The following is a 16,856-nucleotide window of genomic DNA, read 5'->3' as shown; positions in this document are numbered from 1 at the left end:
GGCTTACCAGTTCATGTTCAGCGAGACGCCGACGGTACGCGGTTCGTTGTAGACCGCGGCCATGTAGTTCTCGATCACACCCTTGAGGTTCTTCTCGTTGGTGATGTTGCGCGCGAACAGCGCCACTTCGTAGGCACCGTAGTTGCCCGAATAACCGATCTTCAGGCCGCCTTCGAAGTCACCCTTGGAGTTGAACTCCTTGCTGTCGTACAGCACGAAGCTGGTGTAGCCCTGCTTGTTCCAGTCGGTGGAGACGAACATCGTGCCGGCGTCGCTGACCGGGAAGTCGTAGCGGGCGGCCAGGTTCACGTTGTACTTCGGCGCGTTCGGCAGCGGGTTGCCGTCGATCTGCGCGAAGGTGTTGGCACCGACCTTGATGGTCGGGTCATTCACCGTGCACACCACCTGGCCGTTGAGGCCGCAGACCTGCGCGTACACGCGCTTGTCCTTGATCTCGCTGTGCAGCAGGCTCAGGCCGGCGCTCAGGGTCAGGTTCGGGATCGGACGCAGTTCCATGTCGGCTTCAAAGCCGTAGGCCTTGGCCCTGTCGGCGTTGAACAGCACGCCGTTGCCGTCCGAATCGTTGCCGTTGAGCTGGATGTCGTTGACGGTGTAGGTGAACGCGGTAGCGTTCAGGCGCAGGCGGTTGTCCCACAGGCTGCTCTTCACGCCCGCTTCCCAGGACAGGATCGTCTCGGAATCAGCGGTGGTGAAGTCGGCATTGAACACCGCCGAACGGCCCTGGATGGTCGGGCCACGGAAACCGCGCGCGACCTTCGCGTAGACGCTCACGTCCGGGGTGATCTGATACATGGCGCTCAGATCCCAGCTCGGGGTGGTGTCGGACATCTTGACGTCGGTGCGGCCCTTGTAGGTGACCACGCCGGCGGCGGTATCGGCAGTCTTCAGCAGGCGGGTGTGCTTCTCATCCTTGGTCTGGCGCAGGCCGGCAGTGACGGTGAACTTGTCGGTGAAGGCGTAGCTCAACTGGCCGAAACCGGCCCACGACGTGTTCTTGTTGCGCAGGCGCACCCAGTTGTTCGGGTTGCGGGCGGCGCCCTGCAGGAACCACGCGCGCTGGTAGAAGTCAGTGGTGTCGCTGCCGTTGAAGTAGAACGCACCGGCCTGCCACTGCAGGGCGCTGTCGTCATGGCTGGCCAGGCGGAATTCCTGGGTCCACTGGTCCAGGTCGCGGATGCGGCCCATCGACTGGCCGTAGCCATTCGGCACACCGTTCACCGGGAAGTTCGCCGCGGCACCACCGTCGGTGTCACCACGGCTGTAACCGGAGGTGGTCTCATAGGCGGTGATCGAGGTGAAGTCGATCGCACCGAAGTCGTAGCGTGCCTTCACCGAGCCGCCGTAGGTCTTGTACGCCTGCGGGTTGTTGTCGGCTTCGTCATAGGCGACCTTGTCACGCGGCACGTCGGTCTTGTTCGAGCCCTTGGTCAGCGCGCCGCGCAGGAACAGGGTCGAGGTGCCTTCGTAATCGCGGGCGTGGGCCGAGGCCAGGATCGAGAACTGGTCGCTCGGGGTCAGCAGCAGCTGGGCGCGCACGTTGCGGTCATCGAAGCCGCCCATGGCGTTCTTCTTCGGGCTGACCGTGCCGTCGGCGCTCGGGCCGCGGTAAGTGTTGTCAACGTAGTCGTCGCGGTGCTGGTACAGGGCCGACACGCGGAACGAGGCGATGTCGTTGATCGGGCCACCGAAGCCGCCGTCGATGGACACGCTGTTGTAGGTGGCGTAGCTGGCGCTGACGCGGCCGGTGTAGTCCTGGGTCGGCTTCAGGGTGTCGAACTTGACGATGCCAGCGGTGGTGTTCCGGCCGAACAGCGAGCCCTGCGGGCCGCGCAGCACTTCCACCTGGTCCACGTCATAGACCGGGTTGGACTTCAGCACCACGTGCTCCAGCACCACGTCGTCCTGGATGATCGACACCGGCTGCGACGCACCCAGGTAGAAGTCGATGTTGCCCAGGCCGCGGATGTAGAAGCGCGGGAAGATGCGGCCGGTGGTGGTTTCCGCATACAGGCTCGGCACGCGGCCGGACAGCGCCAGCAGGGTGTCGTCGCCACCGGCGGTGAAGTCGCGCATGCGCTCGCCCTGCACCACGCCGACCGAGACCGGCACTTCCTGCAGGTTCTGCTCGCGGTGTTCAGCGGTCACGGTGATCGTGTCCAGCCCGGTCGGGGTCGGCGCGCTGTCCTGCGCGGCGGCACCGAAGCTGCCGACCAGGGCCAGGCCGGCACAGGCCAGTGCCAGCGGGTGGCGGCGGAAGGAAACGAGGGAAGACGACAGACCCGACAGGCGGCGGGAATCGGTATGGGAGGGCATGCAATGCTCTGAGGAGGCGTCCGTGCGGCCTGCGCGAGCCGGGCGGCAAAAAGGAGGAAAACTGCGCAAGCGGCCATTATCCCCCAAATTGTTACGATTTCGTTGCGCAGCACCCAAAGCCGGCGAAACAGGCGGCTTCGGCACAGTCGCCGGACACTGCTCGGGCCCAGCGCATTACCTGCGGTCAGATCCGTTTTCCTCAGGAAAACGGATCTGTCCCCGGCTCTCAGCGCAGCGGGGTCAACGCCACATCGACCATCGCCAGCAGGCGCTCGCGGCTGATGCCGTCACGCGCCTGCACCGAGATGCCATGCAGCACCGTGGCGAAGTGGTCGCCCAGCGCCTGCACCGCCGCGTCGTCGGCCAGCTCCCCCTCGGCCTGCGCCTGCTGCAGGCGCGTGATGATCGCCGCCGTGCGCTGGCGACGATGACTGGCCAGCCAGTCCCGCACGCCCTCGCCATCGGGCGACACGCTGCTGGCCGAGGACACCACCAGGCAACCATGCGGGCGCCCGCGACGGGTGTAAGTCAGCACCGCCTCGCGCAGCATCGAACCGATCGCCTCACGCAGCGTCGCCTGCTCCAGCGCGCGCGGCGCGAAACCACCCTCGCCTTCTTCGTACAGCGCCACGGCTTCGCGGAACAACTGCTCCTTGCTGCCGAACGCGGCGTAGATGCGTGCAGAGGCAATGCCCAGTGCTTCGACCAGTGCCGACATCGACGTGCCTTCATAACCGTGCTGCCAGAACAGCAGCATCGCCTTGCGCAATGCCTGGTCCCTGTCGAATTCGCGCGGTCGCCCTGCCATCTGCCTGCCTGCTCCAGTGAGGCGCGCAGTGTAACGCGGGTGTTGACCATCGCGAGGGTCGCGCCTATTCTTTGTCAACCGACAAACAATTGGAGCAACACATGCAGACCCTCAAGGGCCCCAGCCTGCACCTGGCACAGTTCGCCGGCGACCAGGCTCCGTTCAACAGCCTCGCCGGCATTGCCGCGTGGGCCGCCGGCCACGGCTTCAAGGCGCTGCAGATTCCTGCGTGGGATGCGCGCCTGTTCGACCTGGCCACCGCCGCCGACAGCCAGGACTACTGCGACGACATCCGCGGCACCCTGGCCGAGCACGGCCTGCAGGTCAGCGAACTGACCACCCACATCCTCGGCCAGCTGGTGGCGGTGCATCCGGCCTACGATGAACTCTGCGATGGCTTCGCGCCGGAGGCGCTGCGCGGCAATCCGCAGGCCCGCAGCGAGTGGGCGCAGCAGCAGCTGCACCTGGCCGCCCGTGCCTCGCGACGGTTGGGCCTGCAGGACATGGGCACCTTCTCCGGTTCGTTCGCGTGGCCCTACCTGTTCCCGTTCCCGCAGCGCCCGCCGGGTCTGATCGATGCCGCATTCGACGAACTGGCACGACGCTGGCGACCGATCCTCGATACCTGCGAGGACAACGGCATCAACCTCTGCTACGAGATCCACCCCAGCGAAGACCTGCATGACGGCACCAGCTTCGAACGTTTCTTCGAGCGCGTCGGCCAGCACGAGCGCTGCCGCATCCTGTTCGATCCCAGCCACTTCGTGCTGCAGCAGCTGGATTACCTGCAGTATCTGGACATCTACCACCCGCTGATCCGCATGTTCCACGTCAAGGATGCCGAGTTCCGCCCCAGTGGCCGCCAGGGCATCTATGGCGGGTATGCCGACTGGACCGAGCGCGCCGGCCGCTTCCGCTCGCTGGGAGATGGCCAAGTCGACTTCAAGTCGATCTTCTCCAAGCTGGCCCAGTACGACTACCAGGGCTGGGCGACGCTGGAGTGGGAGTGCTGCCTGAAGGACCAGGAAACCGGCGCGCGCGAAGGCGCCGCGCTCATCCGCGACCACATCATTCCGGTCACCGACAAGATCTTCGACGACTTCGCCGGTGCACCGATCAGCACCGCACAGATGCAGCACATGCTCGGCATCGCCTGAGCCACAACGGAACACTCCCCCATGACGACGTCCCTTCCCGCTGGCGCTGCCGGCGACGACACCCTGCGCCACCACTACCTGCGCATCGATGGCCAGCGCGTGCATTGCGTATCCGCCGGCCACGGCGAACCGGTGCTGCTGATTCCCGGCTGGCCACAGACCTGGTACGCCTGGCGCCACGTACTCCACGCCCTGGCCGAGGCCGGTTTCAAAGCGATTGCCGTGGATCCGCCGGGCATCGGCGAATCCGACCGCCCTGCCCACGGCTACGACACCGGCAGCGCCGCCGCCGTCCTGCACCAGACCATGCTGGCGCTGGGCCACGACCGTTACCAGGTGGTCGGCCATGACATCGGCATGTGGATCGCCTATGCGCTGGCCAGCGACCAGCCGCAGGCGGTGCGCCAACTGGCCGTCACCGAAGCGGTGATTCCCGGCCTGGCCCCGGAACCGGGCATCTTCGCCGCACCGGCCGACAACATCTTCCTCTGGCATTTCATGTTCAACCAGGTGGCCGACCTGCCCGAGGCACTGATCAGTGGTCGCGAGCGCGCCTACCTGGAATTCATGTTCGACCGCTGGTCGTATCGCCGCGATGCAGTGGCCGCCGACACCTACATCGCCGCCTACAGCCGCCCCGGCGCGCTGCGCGCGGGCTTCGCCTGGTACCGCGCGATTCCGGAAACGATCCGCCAGAACAAGGAACGTGCGCAGCGCCGGCTGGCGATGCCGGTGTTGGCCATCGGCGCCGAGCACGCCACCGCAGATGCGCCGATGCTGACCCTGAAACCGCACGCCGACAACGTGCGCGGCAGCATCGTGCCGGGATGCGGTCACTTCATCATGGAGGAAGCGCCGCAGGCGTTCCTGGCGCAACTGCTGCCGTTCCTGCAGGAGGCGCGCCATGCAGCTTGAACCCGCGCTGCAGCAGTTCGCCGATGCCGTCGCGGCCCATGCGCTGCCGGACGACCTGCGCGGGCTGCGTGCGATCAGCGAGAGCGCGCTGCCACAGCTGCAGGGCGCGCCGCAGCCGGTTGCGCATGTGATCGAACATGCGGTGATCGCACGCGACGGTCATCTGCTGGAAGTGCGCCTTTACACACCGGAAGGGCTGCCCGATGGACCGGCGCCGGCTTTGTTGTTCGCCCATGGCGGCGGATGGTTCCAGTGTTCATTGGCGGTCTATGACGGCCCCTGCCGGGCACTGGCCAATGCCAGCGGTTGCGTGATTGTCGCCGTGGGCTACCGGCTGGCGCCGGAACACCCGTTCCCGGTTCCACTGCATGACGTTGCCGACGCCTGGTCGTGGCTGCTGGCCAATGCCGAACGGCTGGGCCTGGACGTGCAGCGATTGGCGATCGGCGGCGACAGCGCCGGCGGCAATCTGGCCGCCGCGTGCTGCCTTCTGCTGCGCGATCTCGGCCTGCAGCAACCGTGCCACCAGTTGCTGCTGTACCCGGCACTGGATGCTGGGATGGGCAGCGATTCCTATCGACAGTACGCCAGTGGCTACTACCTCAGTGCCGAACTGATGCAGCGCTGCTGGCAGGCCTATCTCGGTGATCCGGCCACACCGCCGGCACTGGCCTCGCCGGCCCATGCAACGGATCTACATGGGCTGGCGCCAGCCTCCGTGCTCAGCTGCGAGCATGATCCGCTGCGTGACGAGGCCGAACAGTACGCGCGGCGCCTGCAGGCGGCAGGTATCGACTGCACGCTGGAGCGGCTGTCAGGGATGATCCATGCCTGCATCCACCTGCACGCGGTCAGTGCCCGCACTGACGTGGCAGTTCAGCGCGCGGGCACGCTGCTGCGCCAGGCCCTGCGCTGACCGGTTTGGGGCGGCGGCAGGTGTGGGCCTGCGCCGTCCCGGGCCGGCGCTTGGCAAGCCCGGCAGGCAGCGCTACACTGAAAGCCTGCCGTGGGGCCATAGCTCAGCTGGGAGAGCGCGTCGTTCGCAATGACGAGGTCAGGAGTTCGATCCTCCTTGGCTCCACCACTATTCAGAAGAACCCGTGGATCCCCGTGATCTGCGGGTTTTTTCTTTTCAGCGCCCGCGGCTCAGGCAGGCTCCTCGCCGCCGTCCTTGCGCTGCGGACTGCGCGAATGCGCATCGCGCACCTGTTGATCGCGCTGCCCCGGCCGCTGCCTGGCCACATCGTCCTGCTTCCTGTCCTGGCGGCTTTCCTGGATGCCCTGCTTCGGGTCCTGATCCTGGTCTCGCTCGTTCATCGAATTCTTCCACGCCGGCGACGGGCCCACGTTGCCGATCAGGCTAGAGGTTGCCGGGTAAGCCGCAGGTCAGTCCTGTGCCAAGGTCATGTGCAGGCACTGACTTGCCGCCGCCGCCCCCGCGCAGCCAGAATCCCAGGCACCACGCCCACCGATGCGCCATGCCCTTTCCTGCCCAGCACGCAGCGCACGCCTTGCCGATGCTCCTCAATGCGACCGACGGCAGCATCCAGCTCGGCAACCTGCCTACGCTGATCGGCCCCTCCCTGTCACGGGACGAGGCGCGTGTCGCCTTTGCCACACTTGTGCGGGACGAGCGCGATGTCGGCACCGGCTATCGCTGGCTCAGCCTGCACCGGCTCAGCCTGGGCGGCGCGCCCGCCGACATCAGCCTGTGTTTCCACGGGCAGCAGCTCGACATGGTGACAATGGGCGTCGACCTGCCCGGCGCAACACTGCAGGACGGCTGGCCGACCCAGACCGCGATCGACGCCGAAGTCGCGTTCATGAAGCGCACGCTGGGCGCGGCGCTGGGCCGCAAGCTGGCCGGTGGCCACGCCCGGTTCGACTGGGGCGAAGCCTGGGCCCGTTTCGATCCGAAGGGGTTCATGGCCAGCAGCGGTATCCGCTACGTTCCACGCTCATGACCCTGCTCAGGTACGGGTGATCGACACGCCGCCTTCCACGCGCATCGCGGTACCGGTAACGAAACTGCTCTCATCACTGGCCAGGAACAACGCCGCGTTGGCGATCTCCTCCGGCTCGGCCATCCGCTTCAGCGCGTGAAGCGAACGCACGAAATCACGCGCATCCCCGGTCGGCGCGGCCCGCCGCCCCATCTCGGTATCGGTGCCACCGGGCAGCAGTACGTTGCTGCGCACACCGCGCGCGCCATACTCCGCTGCGATCACCTGGCTCAGGCCGATCAGCCCGGCCTTGCTCGACGCATAGGCGGCCATGCCGGGGAAGCCCACGGTATGGCCGACGAACGTGCCGACGAACACCAGCGAACCACCACCGCGCGCCAGCAGTGCCGGCAACTGTGCGCGCGCGGCATGGAAGGCGGCATCCAGATTGGTGGCCATCACCTCGCGCCAGGCGTCCACGGGGAACTCCGCTGCCGGCACACCGGGGCCGAGCATGCCGGCATTGTTGAGGGCAATGTCCAGGCCACCGAACGACTGCCGGGCCAGATCCACCAGTGCCTGCGCCGTGTCGGGATCGGCGACGTCGGCGGCATGCACCACCACCTCGCCCCCGGCAGCGCGGATCTGCCCGGCCAGTTCCTGCAGCGGCTGCAGCCGTCGTGCGTTGAGCACCAGCTTTGCGCCTTCAGCGGCAAAGCGCAGCGCACTGGCGCGACCGATGCCGGCACTGGCTCCGGTGATGAGGGCGATCTTGTTGTTCAGGCGCATGTGTGTGTTCCGGGCGGTGAAGTGGCCGTCACCATGCCGTGCCGCGGCCGTACCGACACTCCGTTTCCAGGCCTCGCTGGCAAGTGCAGGAAACGGAGTTTCCCTGCCTTCGCTGCGTGCCAGAATCCGGCCATGGACAGCACCGCCACCACCGCCCTCGACGCCCGCGTCGAACGCATCTGCCGCTACCTGCAGGACAGCCTCGACGAACCCTCGCTGCAGGAGCTGGCCATGATCGCCGGCTGCAGCCCGAGCCGCCTGCACCGCCTGTTCAAGGAGGCCACCGGGCTGACGCCGAAGCAGTACGCTGCGGCCCTGCGTGCCGATCGCCTGCGCACCGGGCTGCAACAGCAGGAACGCATCACCGATGCCTTCCACGATGCCGGCTTCGGCTCCAGCGGGCGTTTCTACGAAAACGCACCGAAGCTGCTGGGCATGACCCCGAAGCAATGGCGCGCCGGTGGCCGTGGCGAGGTGATCCACTTCGCACTCGCCGAAAGTTCGTTGGGCAGCGTGCTGGTGGCCAGCAGTGCCACCGGCGTGGTCGCGATCCTGCTCGGTGACGATCCGGAGACGCTGCTGCAGTCACTGCAGCAACGTTTCCGCCACGCCGAGCTGGTCGGCGCCGACAGCGGTTATGAACAACTGGTGGCACAGGTGGTAGGTCTGGTCGAGGATCCGACGCGGGGCGCCACGCTGCCGCTGGATATCCGCGGCACCGCCTTCCAGCAGCGTGTGTGGCAGGCGTTGCAGCAGATCCCACGTGGCCAGACCGCCTCGTATGCCGACATCGCCGCGCGCATCGGCGCGCCGCGATCAAGCCGCGCGGTGGCTCGCGCCTGCGCCAGCAATCCGCTGGCGGTGGCCGTCCCTTGCCACCGCGTCGTACGTCGCGACGGCGACCTGTCGGGCTACGCCTGGGGCGTGGCCCGCAAGCGCGAACTGCTGCGCCGGGAAAAGGCCACCGCCAGGTGATGCAACCGGATTGGCACACGCTGCGGTAGCGCCGGGCCATGCCCGGCGGACACTCAATCCAGCTTCACCACCAGCTTGCCGAAGTTGTGCCCCTTCAGCAGCCCGAAGAACGCCTCCGGTGCGTTCTCCAGGCCTTCCACCAGATCCTCGCGGTACTGGATCCGGCCTTCGCGCAGCCACTGCGGCATCTCGCGCTCGAAGTCCGGCCACAGATGGTTGAAGTCGTGCACGATGAAACCGCGCACGGTCAGGCGCTGGCGCAGGATCTGGCTGAACAGTGCCGGCAGCCGGTCCGGCCCGGGCTGTTCAACGCCGCGCTCGTTGTAGGTGGCGATGGTGCCGCACACCGGAATGCGGGCGAAGTCGTTGAGCAGCGGCAGCACTGCATCCAGCACGTGGCCGCCCACGTTCTCGAAATACACGTCGATACCCGCAGGCACCGCCGCGCGCAGCTGTTCGGCAAAGCCGGCCGCACGATGATCCAGCGCCACGTCCACGCCCAGCGTCTGCAGGTAGGCACGCTTGGCTTCGCCACCAGCGATGGCGACCACACGCGCCTCCTGCAGCTTCGCCAGCTGCGCGACAGTGGCACCCACCGGACCGGTCGCGGCGGCGACCACCAGCGTCTCGCCAGGCTTCAGGCGGGCAATCTCACGCAGGCTGGAATAGGCGGTGAAGCCGGGCATGCCATACACCCCCAGTGCCGTACTCAACGGCAGCCCGGCCGGATCCAGCCGGCGCCCCAGTGCCTTGGCCGGCAGCACCGCGTGGGTCTGCCAGCCACCCGGCGCCAGCACCAGCTCACCTGCAGCCACGCCCTCGGCATTGGACTGCAGCACCTCGGCCACGGTCTGGCCTTCCATCACCGCGCCCACCGCCACCGGCGCGGCGTACGACGGGCCCTCGTCCATGCGGCCACGCATATACGGGTCCAGCGACAGGTAGCGGTTGCGCAGCAGCACCTCGCCATCGGCCAGTGCCGGCAACGCTGCCTGTTCCAAGCGGAAGTTCGCTGCACTCGGCGCCCCCTGCGGACGCGACGCCAGCACGATGCGGGAGGTGGTCGAGGAATCGGACATGGCCAGGTCTCTGCTGTTGCCAGCATCAGGAAAGGACTGCCGACACTACGCCGCGGCGATCCCCGATGGCAGCCACGAAAACAGCGTTCCATTGCCCGGACCCGCGCGGGGCCGGCGCATCCCTTGCCCTTGCAGCTTTGGCGATTGCAGCGAGCTGCTGATTTCCACCGCACACGATGATCGATTGGCCACGCCCCGCCCCACAACGGAGGATCAAGCACTTGCGAGCGCGCAGACGGCAATGTGAAGAATTCTTGGCAAAACGCTTGCCGAAGACTGCCGACCTCCGTAATATACGCCTCCTTGGCAGCGACCTCGCTGCTACGAAACATGTGGCCGAGTAGCTCAGTTGGTAGAGCAGGGGATTGAAAATCCCCGTGTCGGCGGTTCGATTCCGTCTTCGGCCACCACTTTCGAAGGCCTGCAGAAATGCGGGTCTTTTTTTTCCGGAAACCGGGTTTGATCACGGTTACCGCACAATTTGGCCGAGTAGCTCAGTTGGTAGAGCAGGGGATTGAAAATCCCCGTGTCGGCGGTTCGATTCCGTCTTCGGCCACCATCTTCAGAGACCTGCAGAAATGCAGGTCTTTTTTTTGCCTGCGGCCAGTTGACGAAACATTTACACCGGCACCCGCCGCGGCACCTACGCTGCAGATTCCTGCTGGAGCCTGCCGATGCATCTGCGCCCCACCCTGCTCGCCTGCCTGCTGCTGGTCACCTCGCCGGCGATCGCCGCCGAGCCGGTGCGCGCGGTCGACAACCTGGACATCGATCGCTACGCCGGCCAGTGGCATGAAATCGCACACCTGCCGGTATCGTTCCAGAAGCGCTGCGTGGGCGAGATCACCGCCAATTACGCGTTGCGCCGTGATGGCCGCATCACCGTCAGCAACGCCTGCCGTGCCGATGATGGCGAACGCCTGGTGGCCGAAGGCGTCGCCCGCCCGGTGGCCGGCCATCCCGGCCAGTTGCAGGTGCGCTTCGTTCCGGACTGGCTGAGCTGGGTGCCGCTGGTCTGGGCCGACTACTGGGTGCTGGCGCTGGACCCGGACTACCAGTGGGCGCTGGTTGGTGAACCGGGCCGGAAATACCTGTGGATTCTCTCGCGCCTGCCGGAAATGGATCGCACGCGGTTCGAACAATTGAAAGAAAAAGCCGAAGCCATGGGCTACGACCTGGGCCCGCTGCGCGTGATGGCCCCGCTTCGCGAAACCCCCGGCGATTGAACCGCAACGCGATCCGCGCGCAGCACGCGCTCGGTCCGGCACCGCGCACGCCCAGCCGCCATCTTCACGCGCTACCCTCTGCGACGGGTCGCCCCAGGCGATCCAAACAACCATACGCCGTAGTATGCTTATTCCAACGCACCGCCTCCAGAGGACCTGCGCCCATGCTCCCCCGTTTCCGTATCGCCTTGATCGTCCTGAGCACCTTCGCCCTTGCCGCCTGTGGCAACGGCATCGTCAAGCGTGTTTCGGAACCGGCGGCCAGCCTGCAGCAGCTGACCGTGCGCGCCGACGGCAACTGGACCGTGGCCCTTCGCCTGCAGAACTTCAGCTCGATGCCGATGACCTTCGACGATGTCTCGCTGGCGCTGACCGTCGGCGACAGCGAAGCCGGCACCCTGCAGGCCAAGCCGGGCATTTCCATCGGCGGCACCTCGGCCGATGTCATCAACGTCGACCTGGTACCCAGTTCGGCCGCACGCCTGGTGGTGGCCGATGCGCTGGCCGGCAACCGCACCCTCGCCTATGGCCTGAAGGGATCGGTTGCGGCCACGCCGCAGGAAAAGAAGCAGCGCAGCTTCGATATCAGCAGCCGCAGCACCCTCAACCAGGCCCCGGGCCTGCCGGGCGTGCTGCGCTGAGTCTCCCCTACCGCCGCAGCATCGCCTGCCGCGCCCCTTTGTCCTGATCGAGACGTCACCGATGAGCAGCTACACCGCCCCGCTTTCCGACCTCCGTTTCGCCCTGCACGACGTGCTCAAGGTCGAGCCCCTGTTCGCCCGCCTGGGCTTCACCGACGCCACCGCCGACGTGGTCGATGCCGTGCTGGAAGAAGCCGGCCGCTTCAGCGCCACCGTGCTGGCCCCGCTCAACAGCGTCGGCGACGAGATCGGCTGCGTGCTCGACCAGGCCACCGGTGAAGTGACCACTCCGCCCGGCTTCAAGCAGGCCTACGACCAGTTCGTCGATGGCGGCTGGACCGGCCTGACCGCTTCGCCGGAACTGGGCGGCCAGGGCCTGCCGCACACCCTGGGCGTGCCGCTCAACGAAATGATCAACGCCGCCAACCTGGCGTGGGGCAACTTCCCGCTGCTCTCGCACGGCGCCATCGAAGCCCTGAAGCAGCACGGTGAAGCCTGGCAGCACGAGGCCTTCCTCAAGCCGCTGATCGAGGGCCGCTGGACCGGCACCATGTGCCTGACCGAACCGCACTGCGGCACCGACCTGGGCCTGCTGAAGACCAAGGCCGAACCGAATGCCGATGGCAGCTATTCGATCACCGGCACCAAGATCTTCATCACCGCCGGCGAGCATGACCTGACCGGTAACATCGTGCACCTGGTGCTGGCCAAGCTGCCCGACGCTCCCCCGGGCGCCAAGGGCATCTCGCTGTTCGTCACCCCCAAGTTCAAGGTCGACCGCGACGGCAACGTCGGCGAGCGCAACGCACTGCGCTGCGGCTCGATCGAGCACAAGATGGGCATCAAGGGCTCGGTCACCTGCGTGATGAACTTCGATGGCGCACAGGGCTACCTGGTCGGCCAGCCGCACAAGGGCCTGCAGGCGATGTTCACCATGATGAACACCGCACGCCTGGGTGTCGGCCTGCAGGGTATCGGCCTGTCCGAGCGCGCCTACCAGAACGCGCTGAAGTACAGCCGCGAGCGCCTGCAGTCGCGCGCCCTCAGCGGCGCCAGGTTCCCTGACAAGCCGGCTGACCCGATCCTGGTCCACCCGGACGTGCGCCGCATGCTGCTGACGGTGAAGTCGCTGGTCGAAGGCAGCCGCCTGCTGGCCCTGCACGCCGCCACCCTGATCGACGTTGCCCACCATGCCGAGGACGCCGCCGAGCGCGAGCGCGCCGACACCCTGGTGAGTTTCCTCACACCCATCTCGAAGGCCTGCCAGACCGAATGGGGCATCGAGAACACCTACAACGCCCTGCAGTGCTTCGGTGGCCACGGCTACATCCGCGAACACGGCATGGAACAGCTGGCGCGCGATGCCCGCATCACCACCCTGTATGAAGGCACCACCGGCATCCAGGCGCTGGACCTGATCGGCCGCAAGACCGCCTCCAGCCAGGGTGCCGGCCTGAAGCTGATGCTGGCCGAGATCGAAGCCTTCGCCAGGGAACACGAGGGCAACGAGGCACTGGCCGAGTTCATCGGCCCGCTGCGCGCCAAGGCCGCCGAATGGGGCAAGCTGACCCTGGACGTGCTGCAGCGCGCAGCCGCCAACCCCGACGAACTGGGCGCGGCCAGCTACGACTACCTGTTCTATTCGGGTTACGTGGTGCTGGCCTACTGGTGGGCCCGCAGCGTGGCCGCCGCCGATGCCAGCGCGCACGGCGCCGCCTTCGCCCAGGGCAAGCGCGAGACCGCGCGGTTCTACTTCGCCCGCGTGCTGCCGCGCACGCTCAGCCACGCCGCCGCCATCCAGGCCGGCGCCGCCCCGCTGATGGCGATGGACGACGAGCGCTTCGGCGCCTGAGCCGGGCTGCCGCCCGACACCCGCGGTAGTGCCGGCCGCAGGCCGGCAACCTCAACAGCAACAACTGGATCCCGGTGGATGGCGGGGCGGTGTGGGTTGGCAGGACACGCCGTAAACCCATCCTTGGGGGCTCGATGGCGCCATCCATGGCGCCAACGGTCCTGCCAACCCACACCGCCCCGCCTCTGACAGTCCCCCGCGATCTGCCGTAGATCCACGCCACGCGTGGATGAGAACCACCGGAATCCATCTGGAGAAAAGCCCCCCTTTGTTAAGGGGGGCGCATAGACAGGCGCGGAGGATAGGAGGAATGCGCGGACCTGAATGTTGACGATTTGCGTATCGCCCGTTGGCGATACACAAATCGTCAACATTCAGGTATAAGCTGTTCTCCCGATGGAGACAGACACTACACGCTTGGGTCTGATCGAAGCCGGAGCTCCGTTTTCTGCTCCGGGCGCCGAAGCATCGCCCAACGCCACGACGCTGCATCGCCCCGGTTCGGTCCGGCTGCTCTCGCTGGATGCCCACGGACGCGTACTGGACTGGATCACCTGGCAGGATGCGGCGTGCCTCTACGCCCGCGAAGCCGTCGCCTGGACACTCGGCGATCCCTGCCTGCACATCCACGGCGGCACCAACCGCTTCAGCGGTCTGCAGAGCGGGATGGACCTGCACCCGATCATCGCCGCGCGCGGCCACGCCCGCTCCCGCGCGATCGACCCGACGCCGAACCTGACCAACCCGGCCCTGTTCGCCCGCGACGCCCACATGTGCATGTACTGCGGCCAGCAGTTCAACCGTCCCACGCTCACCCGCGACCACGTCATGCCGCTGTCCAAGGGTGGCCTGGACTGCTGGGAAAACGTGGTCACCGCCTGCTTCCACTGCAACTCGCGCAAGAGCGACCGCACCCCGCAGCAGGCCGGAATGCCCCTGCTGGCGGTGCCCTACCGGCCCAGCTGGATCGAGCATCTGATCCTGTCCAACCGCAACATCCTGGCCGACCAGATGGCCTTCCTGAAGGCGCAATTGCCGAAGCGTTCAAAACTGAGCACCTGAATCGCCGAAAATGCAACCCTCACCGTCCTGTCACGGGCGGCGGCGTTTGCTTGCCCCACCCCCGTTTGAGGGCGAAAATGGGCATTCAGAACAAGTGCGAACATGATGATCGACTCTGCCCGCTATCCCCGCCTCGCGCGCATCCAGACACCGGATGACCTGCGCACGTTCGACGAATCCGAAATGAGGGCGGTCGCCGACGAACTGCGCGCCTACCTCATCGAATCGGTGGGCAAGAGCGGCGGCCACTTCGCTGCCGGCCTGGGCGTGATCGAACTCACCGTGGCCCTGCACTACCTGTACCAGACCCCGCATGACCAGCTGGTCTGGGATGTCGGCCACCAGACCTACCCGCACAAGATCCTCACCGGTCGCCGCGACGAGATCCACACCGTCAAGCAGAAGGACGGCGTGGCGCCGTTCCCGAAGCGCGAGGAAAGCGAGTACGACACCTTCGGCGTCGGCCACTCCTCCACCTCGATCTCGGCTGCGCTGGGCATGGCCATCGCACGCCAGTCCGAAGGCGACGACCGCAAGATCGTGGCGGTGATCGGTGACGGCGCGATGACCGCCGGCATGGCCTTCGAGGCGCTGATGCACGCCGGCGGCATGGACCCGGAACCGAACCTGCTGGTGATCCTCAACGACAACAACATGTCGATCTCCGAGGCGGTCGGCGGCCTGACCAAGATGCTCGGCCGCGCCACCGGCAGCCGCACGCTCAATGCGCTGCGCGAAGGCGGCAAGAAGATCCTCGGCGACAAGAAGAACAATCCGGCACGCTTCGTGAAGCGCTGGGAAGAGCACTGGAAGGGCATGTTCGTGCCGTCCACGATGTTCGAGGAAATGGGCTTCCACTACACCGGCCCGATCGACGGCCACGACATGCCGGCGCTGCTGTCCACCCTGAAGACGCTGCGCGCCTCCAAGGGCCCGAAGCTGCTGCACGTGATGACCACCAAGGGCAAGGGCTACGAGCCAGCCGAAGGCGACCAGATCGGTTACCACGCGGTGGGCCCGTTCGACCCGGACAAGGGCCTGGTGGCCAAGGCCGGCGCCAAGAAGCCCACCTACACCGACGTGTTCAGCGACTGGCTGTGCGATGCCGCCGCCGCCGAGCCGCGCCTGTACGGCATCACCCCGGCGATGCGCGAAGGCTCCGGCCTGGTGCGTTTCAGCAAGGAATACCCGCAGCGCTACTTCGACGTGGCGATTGCCGAACAGCACGCGGTCACCCTCGCCGCCGGCATGGCGACCCAGGGTGGCAAGCCGGTGGTGGCGATCTATTCCACCTTCCTGCAGCGCGCGTACGACCAGCTGGTGCATGACGTGGCGATCCAGGACCTGGACGTGCTGTTTGCGATCGACCGCGCCGGCGTGGTCGGCCCGGACGGTGCGACCCACGCCGGTAACCTCGACCTGAGCTTCCTGCGCTGCGTCCCGAACATGGTGGTGATGGCGCCGTCCAATGAGGCCGAGTGCCGGCAGATGCTCAGCACCGGCCTGCAGCATCCGGGCCCGGCCGCCGTGCGCTACCCGCGCGGCAGTGGCACCGGCGTGGACGCCGGCAGCGACCTGTCCACCCTGCCGATCGGCAAGGGCGAGCTGCGCCTGCAGGGCAGCCGCGTTGCCCTGCTCGCCTTCGGCAGTACCGTCAGTGCCGCCGAGCAGGTCGGCCGCGACCTGGGCCTGAGCGTGGTCAACATGCGTTTCATCAAGCCACTGGATCGCGAACTGGTACTGGCCATCGCTGCCCAGCACGAAGGCCTGGTGACGATCGAAGACAACGTGGTGGCCGGTGGCGCCGGTTCCGGTGTTGGTGAACTGCTCAATGCCCAAGGCGTGCTGCGCCCGATCCTGCACCTGGGCCTGCCCGACAGCTACCAGCACCACGCCAGCCGCGAGGACCTGCTGGCCGAAGCCGGCATCGACGCCGCGGGCATCCGTGCAGCGGTGCTCAAGCGCTGGCCGCAGCTGGCCGCAGGCACCCCACCGCTGAGCGCCGCGAGCTGAGGCCGATCACTACCCCGAGGATCCACGCGTGGCGTGGATCTACTGCGGAACAAGGGTCGATC

General features: G+C 66.8%; 15 protein-coding genes and 3 tRNA genes. 13 read left to right on the top strand and 5 right to left on the bottom strand.

All coding sequences use genetic code 11. The annotated features are described in order from the left end of the window. Window positions 1-3 precede the first annotated feature (3 nt). Window positions 4-2,334, bottom strand: a complete 2,331-nt coding sequence (locus AC5P8Z_RS07630) for a TonB-dependent receptor (protein WP_495228633.1) — start codon at window positions 2,332-2,334, stop codon at window positions 4-6. A gap of 226 nt (window positions 2,335-2,560) precedes the next feature. Continuing rightward, window positions 2,561-3,142 carry a TetR/AcrR family transcriptional regulator gene (locus AC5P8Z_RS07625; RefSeq protein ID WP_495228631.1) on the bottom strand — a complete coding sequence of 194 codons (582 nt, stop codon included), beginning with the start codon at window positions 3,140-3,142 and terminating at the stop codon, window positions 2,561-2,563. Between the two features lie 101 nt (window positions 3,143-3,243). Between AC5P8Z_RS07625 and AC5P8Z_RS07620 the strand changes: the two genes are divergently transcribed. The 4 genes from AC5P8Z_RS07620 to AC5P8Z_RS07605 all read left to right on the top strand — a co-directional run bounded on the left by AC5P8Z_RS07620 (window position 3,244) and on the right by AC5P8Z_RS07605 (window position 6,298). Continuing rightward, the gene (locus AC5P8Z_RS07620; RefSeq protein ID WP_495228629.1) at window positions 3,244-4,299 is read left to right on the top strand and encodes a sugar phosphate isomerase/epimerase family protein; all 1,056 of its coding nucleotides are present in this window, start codon (window positions 3,244-3,246) and stop codon (window positions 4,297-4,299) included. A gap of 21 nt (window positions 4,300-4,320) precedes the next feature. Further along, a complete protein-coding gene (locus AC5P8Z_RS07615; protein WP_286069177.1) occupies window positions 4,321-5,214 on the top strand; it encodes an alpha/beta fold hydrolase in 894 nt (297 codons plus the stop codon). Beyond that, window positions 5,204-6,130 (top strand): alpha/beta hydrolase, encoded by a 927-nt coding sequence (locus AC5P8Z_RS07610; RefSeq protein WP_495228627.1) that lies wholly within the window; start codon window positions 5,204-5,206, stop codon window positions 6,128-6,130. Before AC5P8Z_RS07615 ends, AC5P8Z_RS07610 begins: the two co-directional genes overlap by 11 nt. A gap of 92 nt (window positions 6,131-6,222) precedes the next feature. After that, window positions 6,223-6,298: transfer RNA gene (locus tag AC5P8Z_RS07605), tRNA-Ala, on the top strand. A gap of 62 nt (window positions 6,299-6,360) precedes the next feature. Here the strand turns inward: AC5P8Z_RS07605 and AC5P8Z_RS07600 are convergent. Beyond that, complete coding sequence (locus AC5P8Z_RS07600) at window positions 6,361-6,531, bottom strand: hypothetical protein (protein ID WP_286069179.1); 171 nt, start codon at window positions 6,529-6,531, stop codon at window positions 6,361-6,363. Window positions 6,532-6,692: 161 nt separating this feature from the next. On the opposite strand from AC5P8Z_RS07600, the gene AC5P8Z_RS07595 reads away from it, so the two are divergent. Beyond that, a complete protein-coding gene (locus tag AC5P8Z_RS07595) occupies window positions 6,693-7,178 on the top strand; it encodes a hypothetical protein (protein WP_286069180.1) in 486 nt (161 codons plus the stop codon). Window positions 7,179-7,184: 6 nt separating this feature from the next. Here AC5P8Z_RS07595 and AC5P8Z_RS07590 read toward each other — a convergent pair whose 3' ends face one another. Further along, entirely contained in the window at window positions 7,185-7,946 is a 762-nt protein-coding gene (locus tag AC5P8Z_RS07590; RefSeq protein WP_495228625.1) for an SDR family oxidoreductase, read from the bottom strand. A 132-nt stretch (window positions 7,947-8,078) separates the two neighbouring features. Here AC5P8Z_RS07590 and AC5P8Z_RS07585 point away from each other — a divergent pair, with 132 nt between their 5' ends. Next, the gene (locus AC5P8Z_RS07585) at window positions 8,079-8,921 is read left to right on the top strand and encodes a bifunctional transcriptional activator/DNA repair enzyme AdaA (RefSeq protein ID WP_286069183.1); all 843 of its coding nucleotides are present in this window, start codon (window positions 8,079-8,081) and stop codon (window positions 8,919-8,921) included. A 53-nt stretch (window positions 8,922-8,974) separates the two neighbouring features. Here the strand turns inward: AC5P8Z_RS07585 and curA are convergent, their stop codons facing one another. Continuing rightward, entirely contained in the window at window positions 8,975-10,000 is a 1,026-nt protein-coding gene (curA, locus tag AC5P8Z_RS07580; protein WP_286069184.1) for an NADPH-dependent curcumin/dihydrocurcumin reductase, read from the bottom strand. Window positions 10,001-10,334: 334 nt separating this feature from the next. Between curA and AC5P8Z_RS07575 the strand changes: the two genes are divergently transcribed. From AC5P8Z_RS07575 to dxs, 7 genes are all read left to right on the top strand, one after another. Next, window positions 10,335-10,410, top strand: a tRNA-Phe gene (locus AC5P8Z_RS07575). A gap of 73 nt (window positions 10,411-10,483) precedes the next feature. Further along, a tRNA-Phe gene (locus tag AC5P8Z_RS07570) sits at window positions 10,484-10,559 on the top strand. A 115-nt stretch (window positions 10,560-10,674) separates the two neighbouring features. Beyond that, window positions 10,675-11,226: a lipocalin family protein gene (locus AC5P8Z_RS07565; RefSeq protein WP_495228623.1), complete on the top strand. Its 552-nt coding sequence runs from the start codon at window positions 10,675-10,677 to the stop codon at window positions 11,224-11,226. A 164-nt stretch (window positions 11,227-11,390) separates the two neighbouring features. Continuing rightward, a complete protein-coding gene (locus AC5P8Z_RS07560) occupies window positions 11,391-11,867 on the top strand; it encodes an LEA/WHy family protein (protein ID WP_286069186.1) in 477 nt (158 codons plus the stop codon). A gap of 61 nt (window positions 11,868-11,928) precedes the next feature. Next, window positions 11,929-13,719 (top strand): acyl-CoA dehydrogenase C-terminal domain-containing protein, encoded by a 1,791-nt coding sequence (locus AC5P8Z_RS07555; protein ID WP_286069187.1) that lies wholly within the window; start codon window positions 11,929-11,931, stop codon window positions 13,717-13,719. Between the two features lie 396 nt (window positions 13,720-14,115). Beyond that, window positions 14,116-14,781 carry an HNH endonuclease gene (locus AC5P8Z_RS07550; RefSeq protein WP_286069188.1) on the top strand — a complete coding sequence of 222 codons (666 nt, stop codon included), beginning with the start codon at window positions 14,116-14,118 and terminating at the stop codon, window positions 14,779-14,781. 105 nt (window positions 14,782-14,886) lie between these two features. Further along, window positions 14,887-16,794 carry a 1-deoxy-D-xylulose-5-phosphate synthase gene (gene dxs / locus AC5P8Z_RS07545; protein WP_495228620.1) on the top strand — a complete coding sequence of 636 codons (1,908 nt, stop codon included), beginning with the start codon at window positions 14,887-14,889 and terminating at the stop codon, window positions 16,792-16,794. Window positions 16,795-16,856 lie beyond the last annotated feature (62 nt).

The sequence above is a fragment of the Stenotrophomonas sp. YJH_SMC_17 genome, assembly GCF_059371655.1.
Note: the sequence above shows the minus strand (reverse complement) of the source record. Positions and strands in the feature narration are given on the sequence as shown.

Coding starts and splice junctions, on each gene's coding strand:
- AC5P8Z_RS07585 (WP_286069183.1), top strand. CDS start 8,079: ATGGACAGCACCGCCACCACCGCCCTCGACGCCCGCGTCGAACGCATC.
- AC5P8Z_RS07550 (WP_286069188.1), top strand. CDS start 14,116: ATGGAGACAGACACTACACGCTTGGGTCTGATCGAAGCCGGAGCTCCG.
- AC5P8Z_RS07620 (WP_495228629.1), top strand. CDS start 3,244: ATGCAGACCCTCAAGGGCCCCAGCCTGCACCTGGCACAGTTCGCCGGC.
- dxs (WP_495228620.1), top strand. CDS start 14,887: ATGATCGACTCTGCCCGCTATCCCCGCCTCGCGCGCATCCAGACACCG.
- AC5P8Z_RS07625 (WP_495228631.1), bottom strand. CDS start 3,142: ATGGCAGGGCGACCGCGCGAATTCGACAGGGACCAGGCATTGCGCAAG.
- curA (WP_286069184.1), bottom strand. CDS start 10,000: ATGTCCGATTCCTCGACCACCTCCCGCATCGTGCTGGCGTCGCGTCCG.
- AC5P8Z_RS07595 (WP_286069180.1), top strand. CDS start 6,693: ATGCCCTTTCCTGCCCAGCACGCAGCGCACGCCTTGCCGATGCTCCTC.
- AC5P8Z_RS07600 (WP_286069179.1), bottom strand. CDS start 6,531: ATGAACGAGCGAGACCAGGATCAGGACCCGAAGCAGGGCATCCAGGAA.
- AC5P8Z_RS07590 (WP_495228625.1), bottom strand. CDS start 7,946: ATGCGCCTGAACAACAAGATCGCCCTCATCACCGGAGCCAGTGCCGGC.
- AC5P8Z_RS07610 (WP_495228627.1), top strand. CDS start 5,204: ATGCAGCTTGAACCCGCGCTGCAGCAGTTCGCCGATGCCGTCGCGGCC.
- AC5P8Z_RS07555 (WP_286069187.1), top strand. CDS start 11,929: ATGAGCAGCTACACCGCCCCGCTTTCCGACCTCCGTTTCGCCCTGCAC.
- AC5P8Z_RS07565 (WP_495228623.1), top strand. CDS start 10,675: ATGCATCTGCGCCCCACCCTGCTCGCCTGCCTGCTGCTGGTCACCTCG.
- AC5P8Z_RS07630 (WP_495228633.1), bottom strand. CDS start 2,334: ATGCCCTCCCATACCGATTCCCGCCGCCTGTCGGGTCTGTCGTCTTCC.
- AC5P8Z_RS07615 (WP_286069177.1), top strand. CDS start 4,321: ATGACGACGTCCCTTCCCGCTGGCGCTGCCGGCGACGACACCCTGCGC.
- AC5P8Z_RS07560 (WP_286069186.1), top strand. CDS start 11,391: ATGCTCCCCCGTTTCCGTATCGCCTTGATCGTCCTGAGCACCTTCGCC.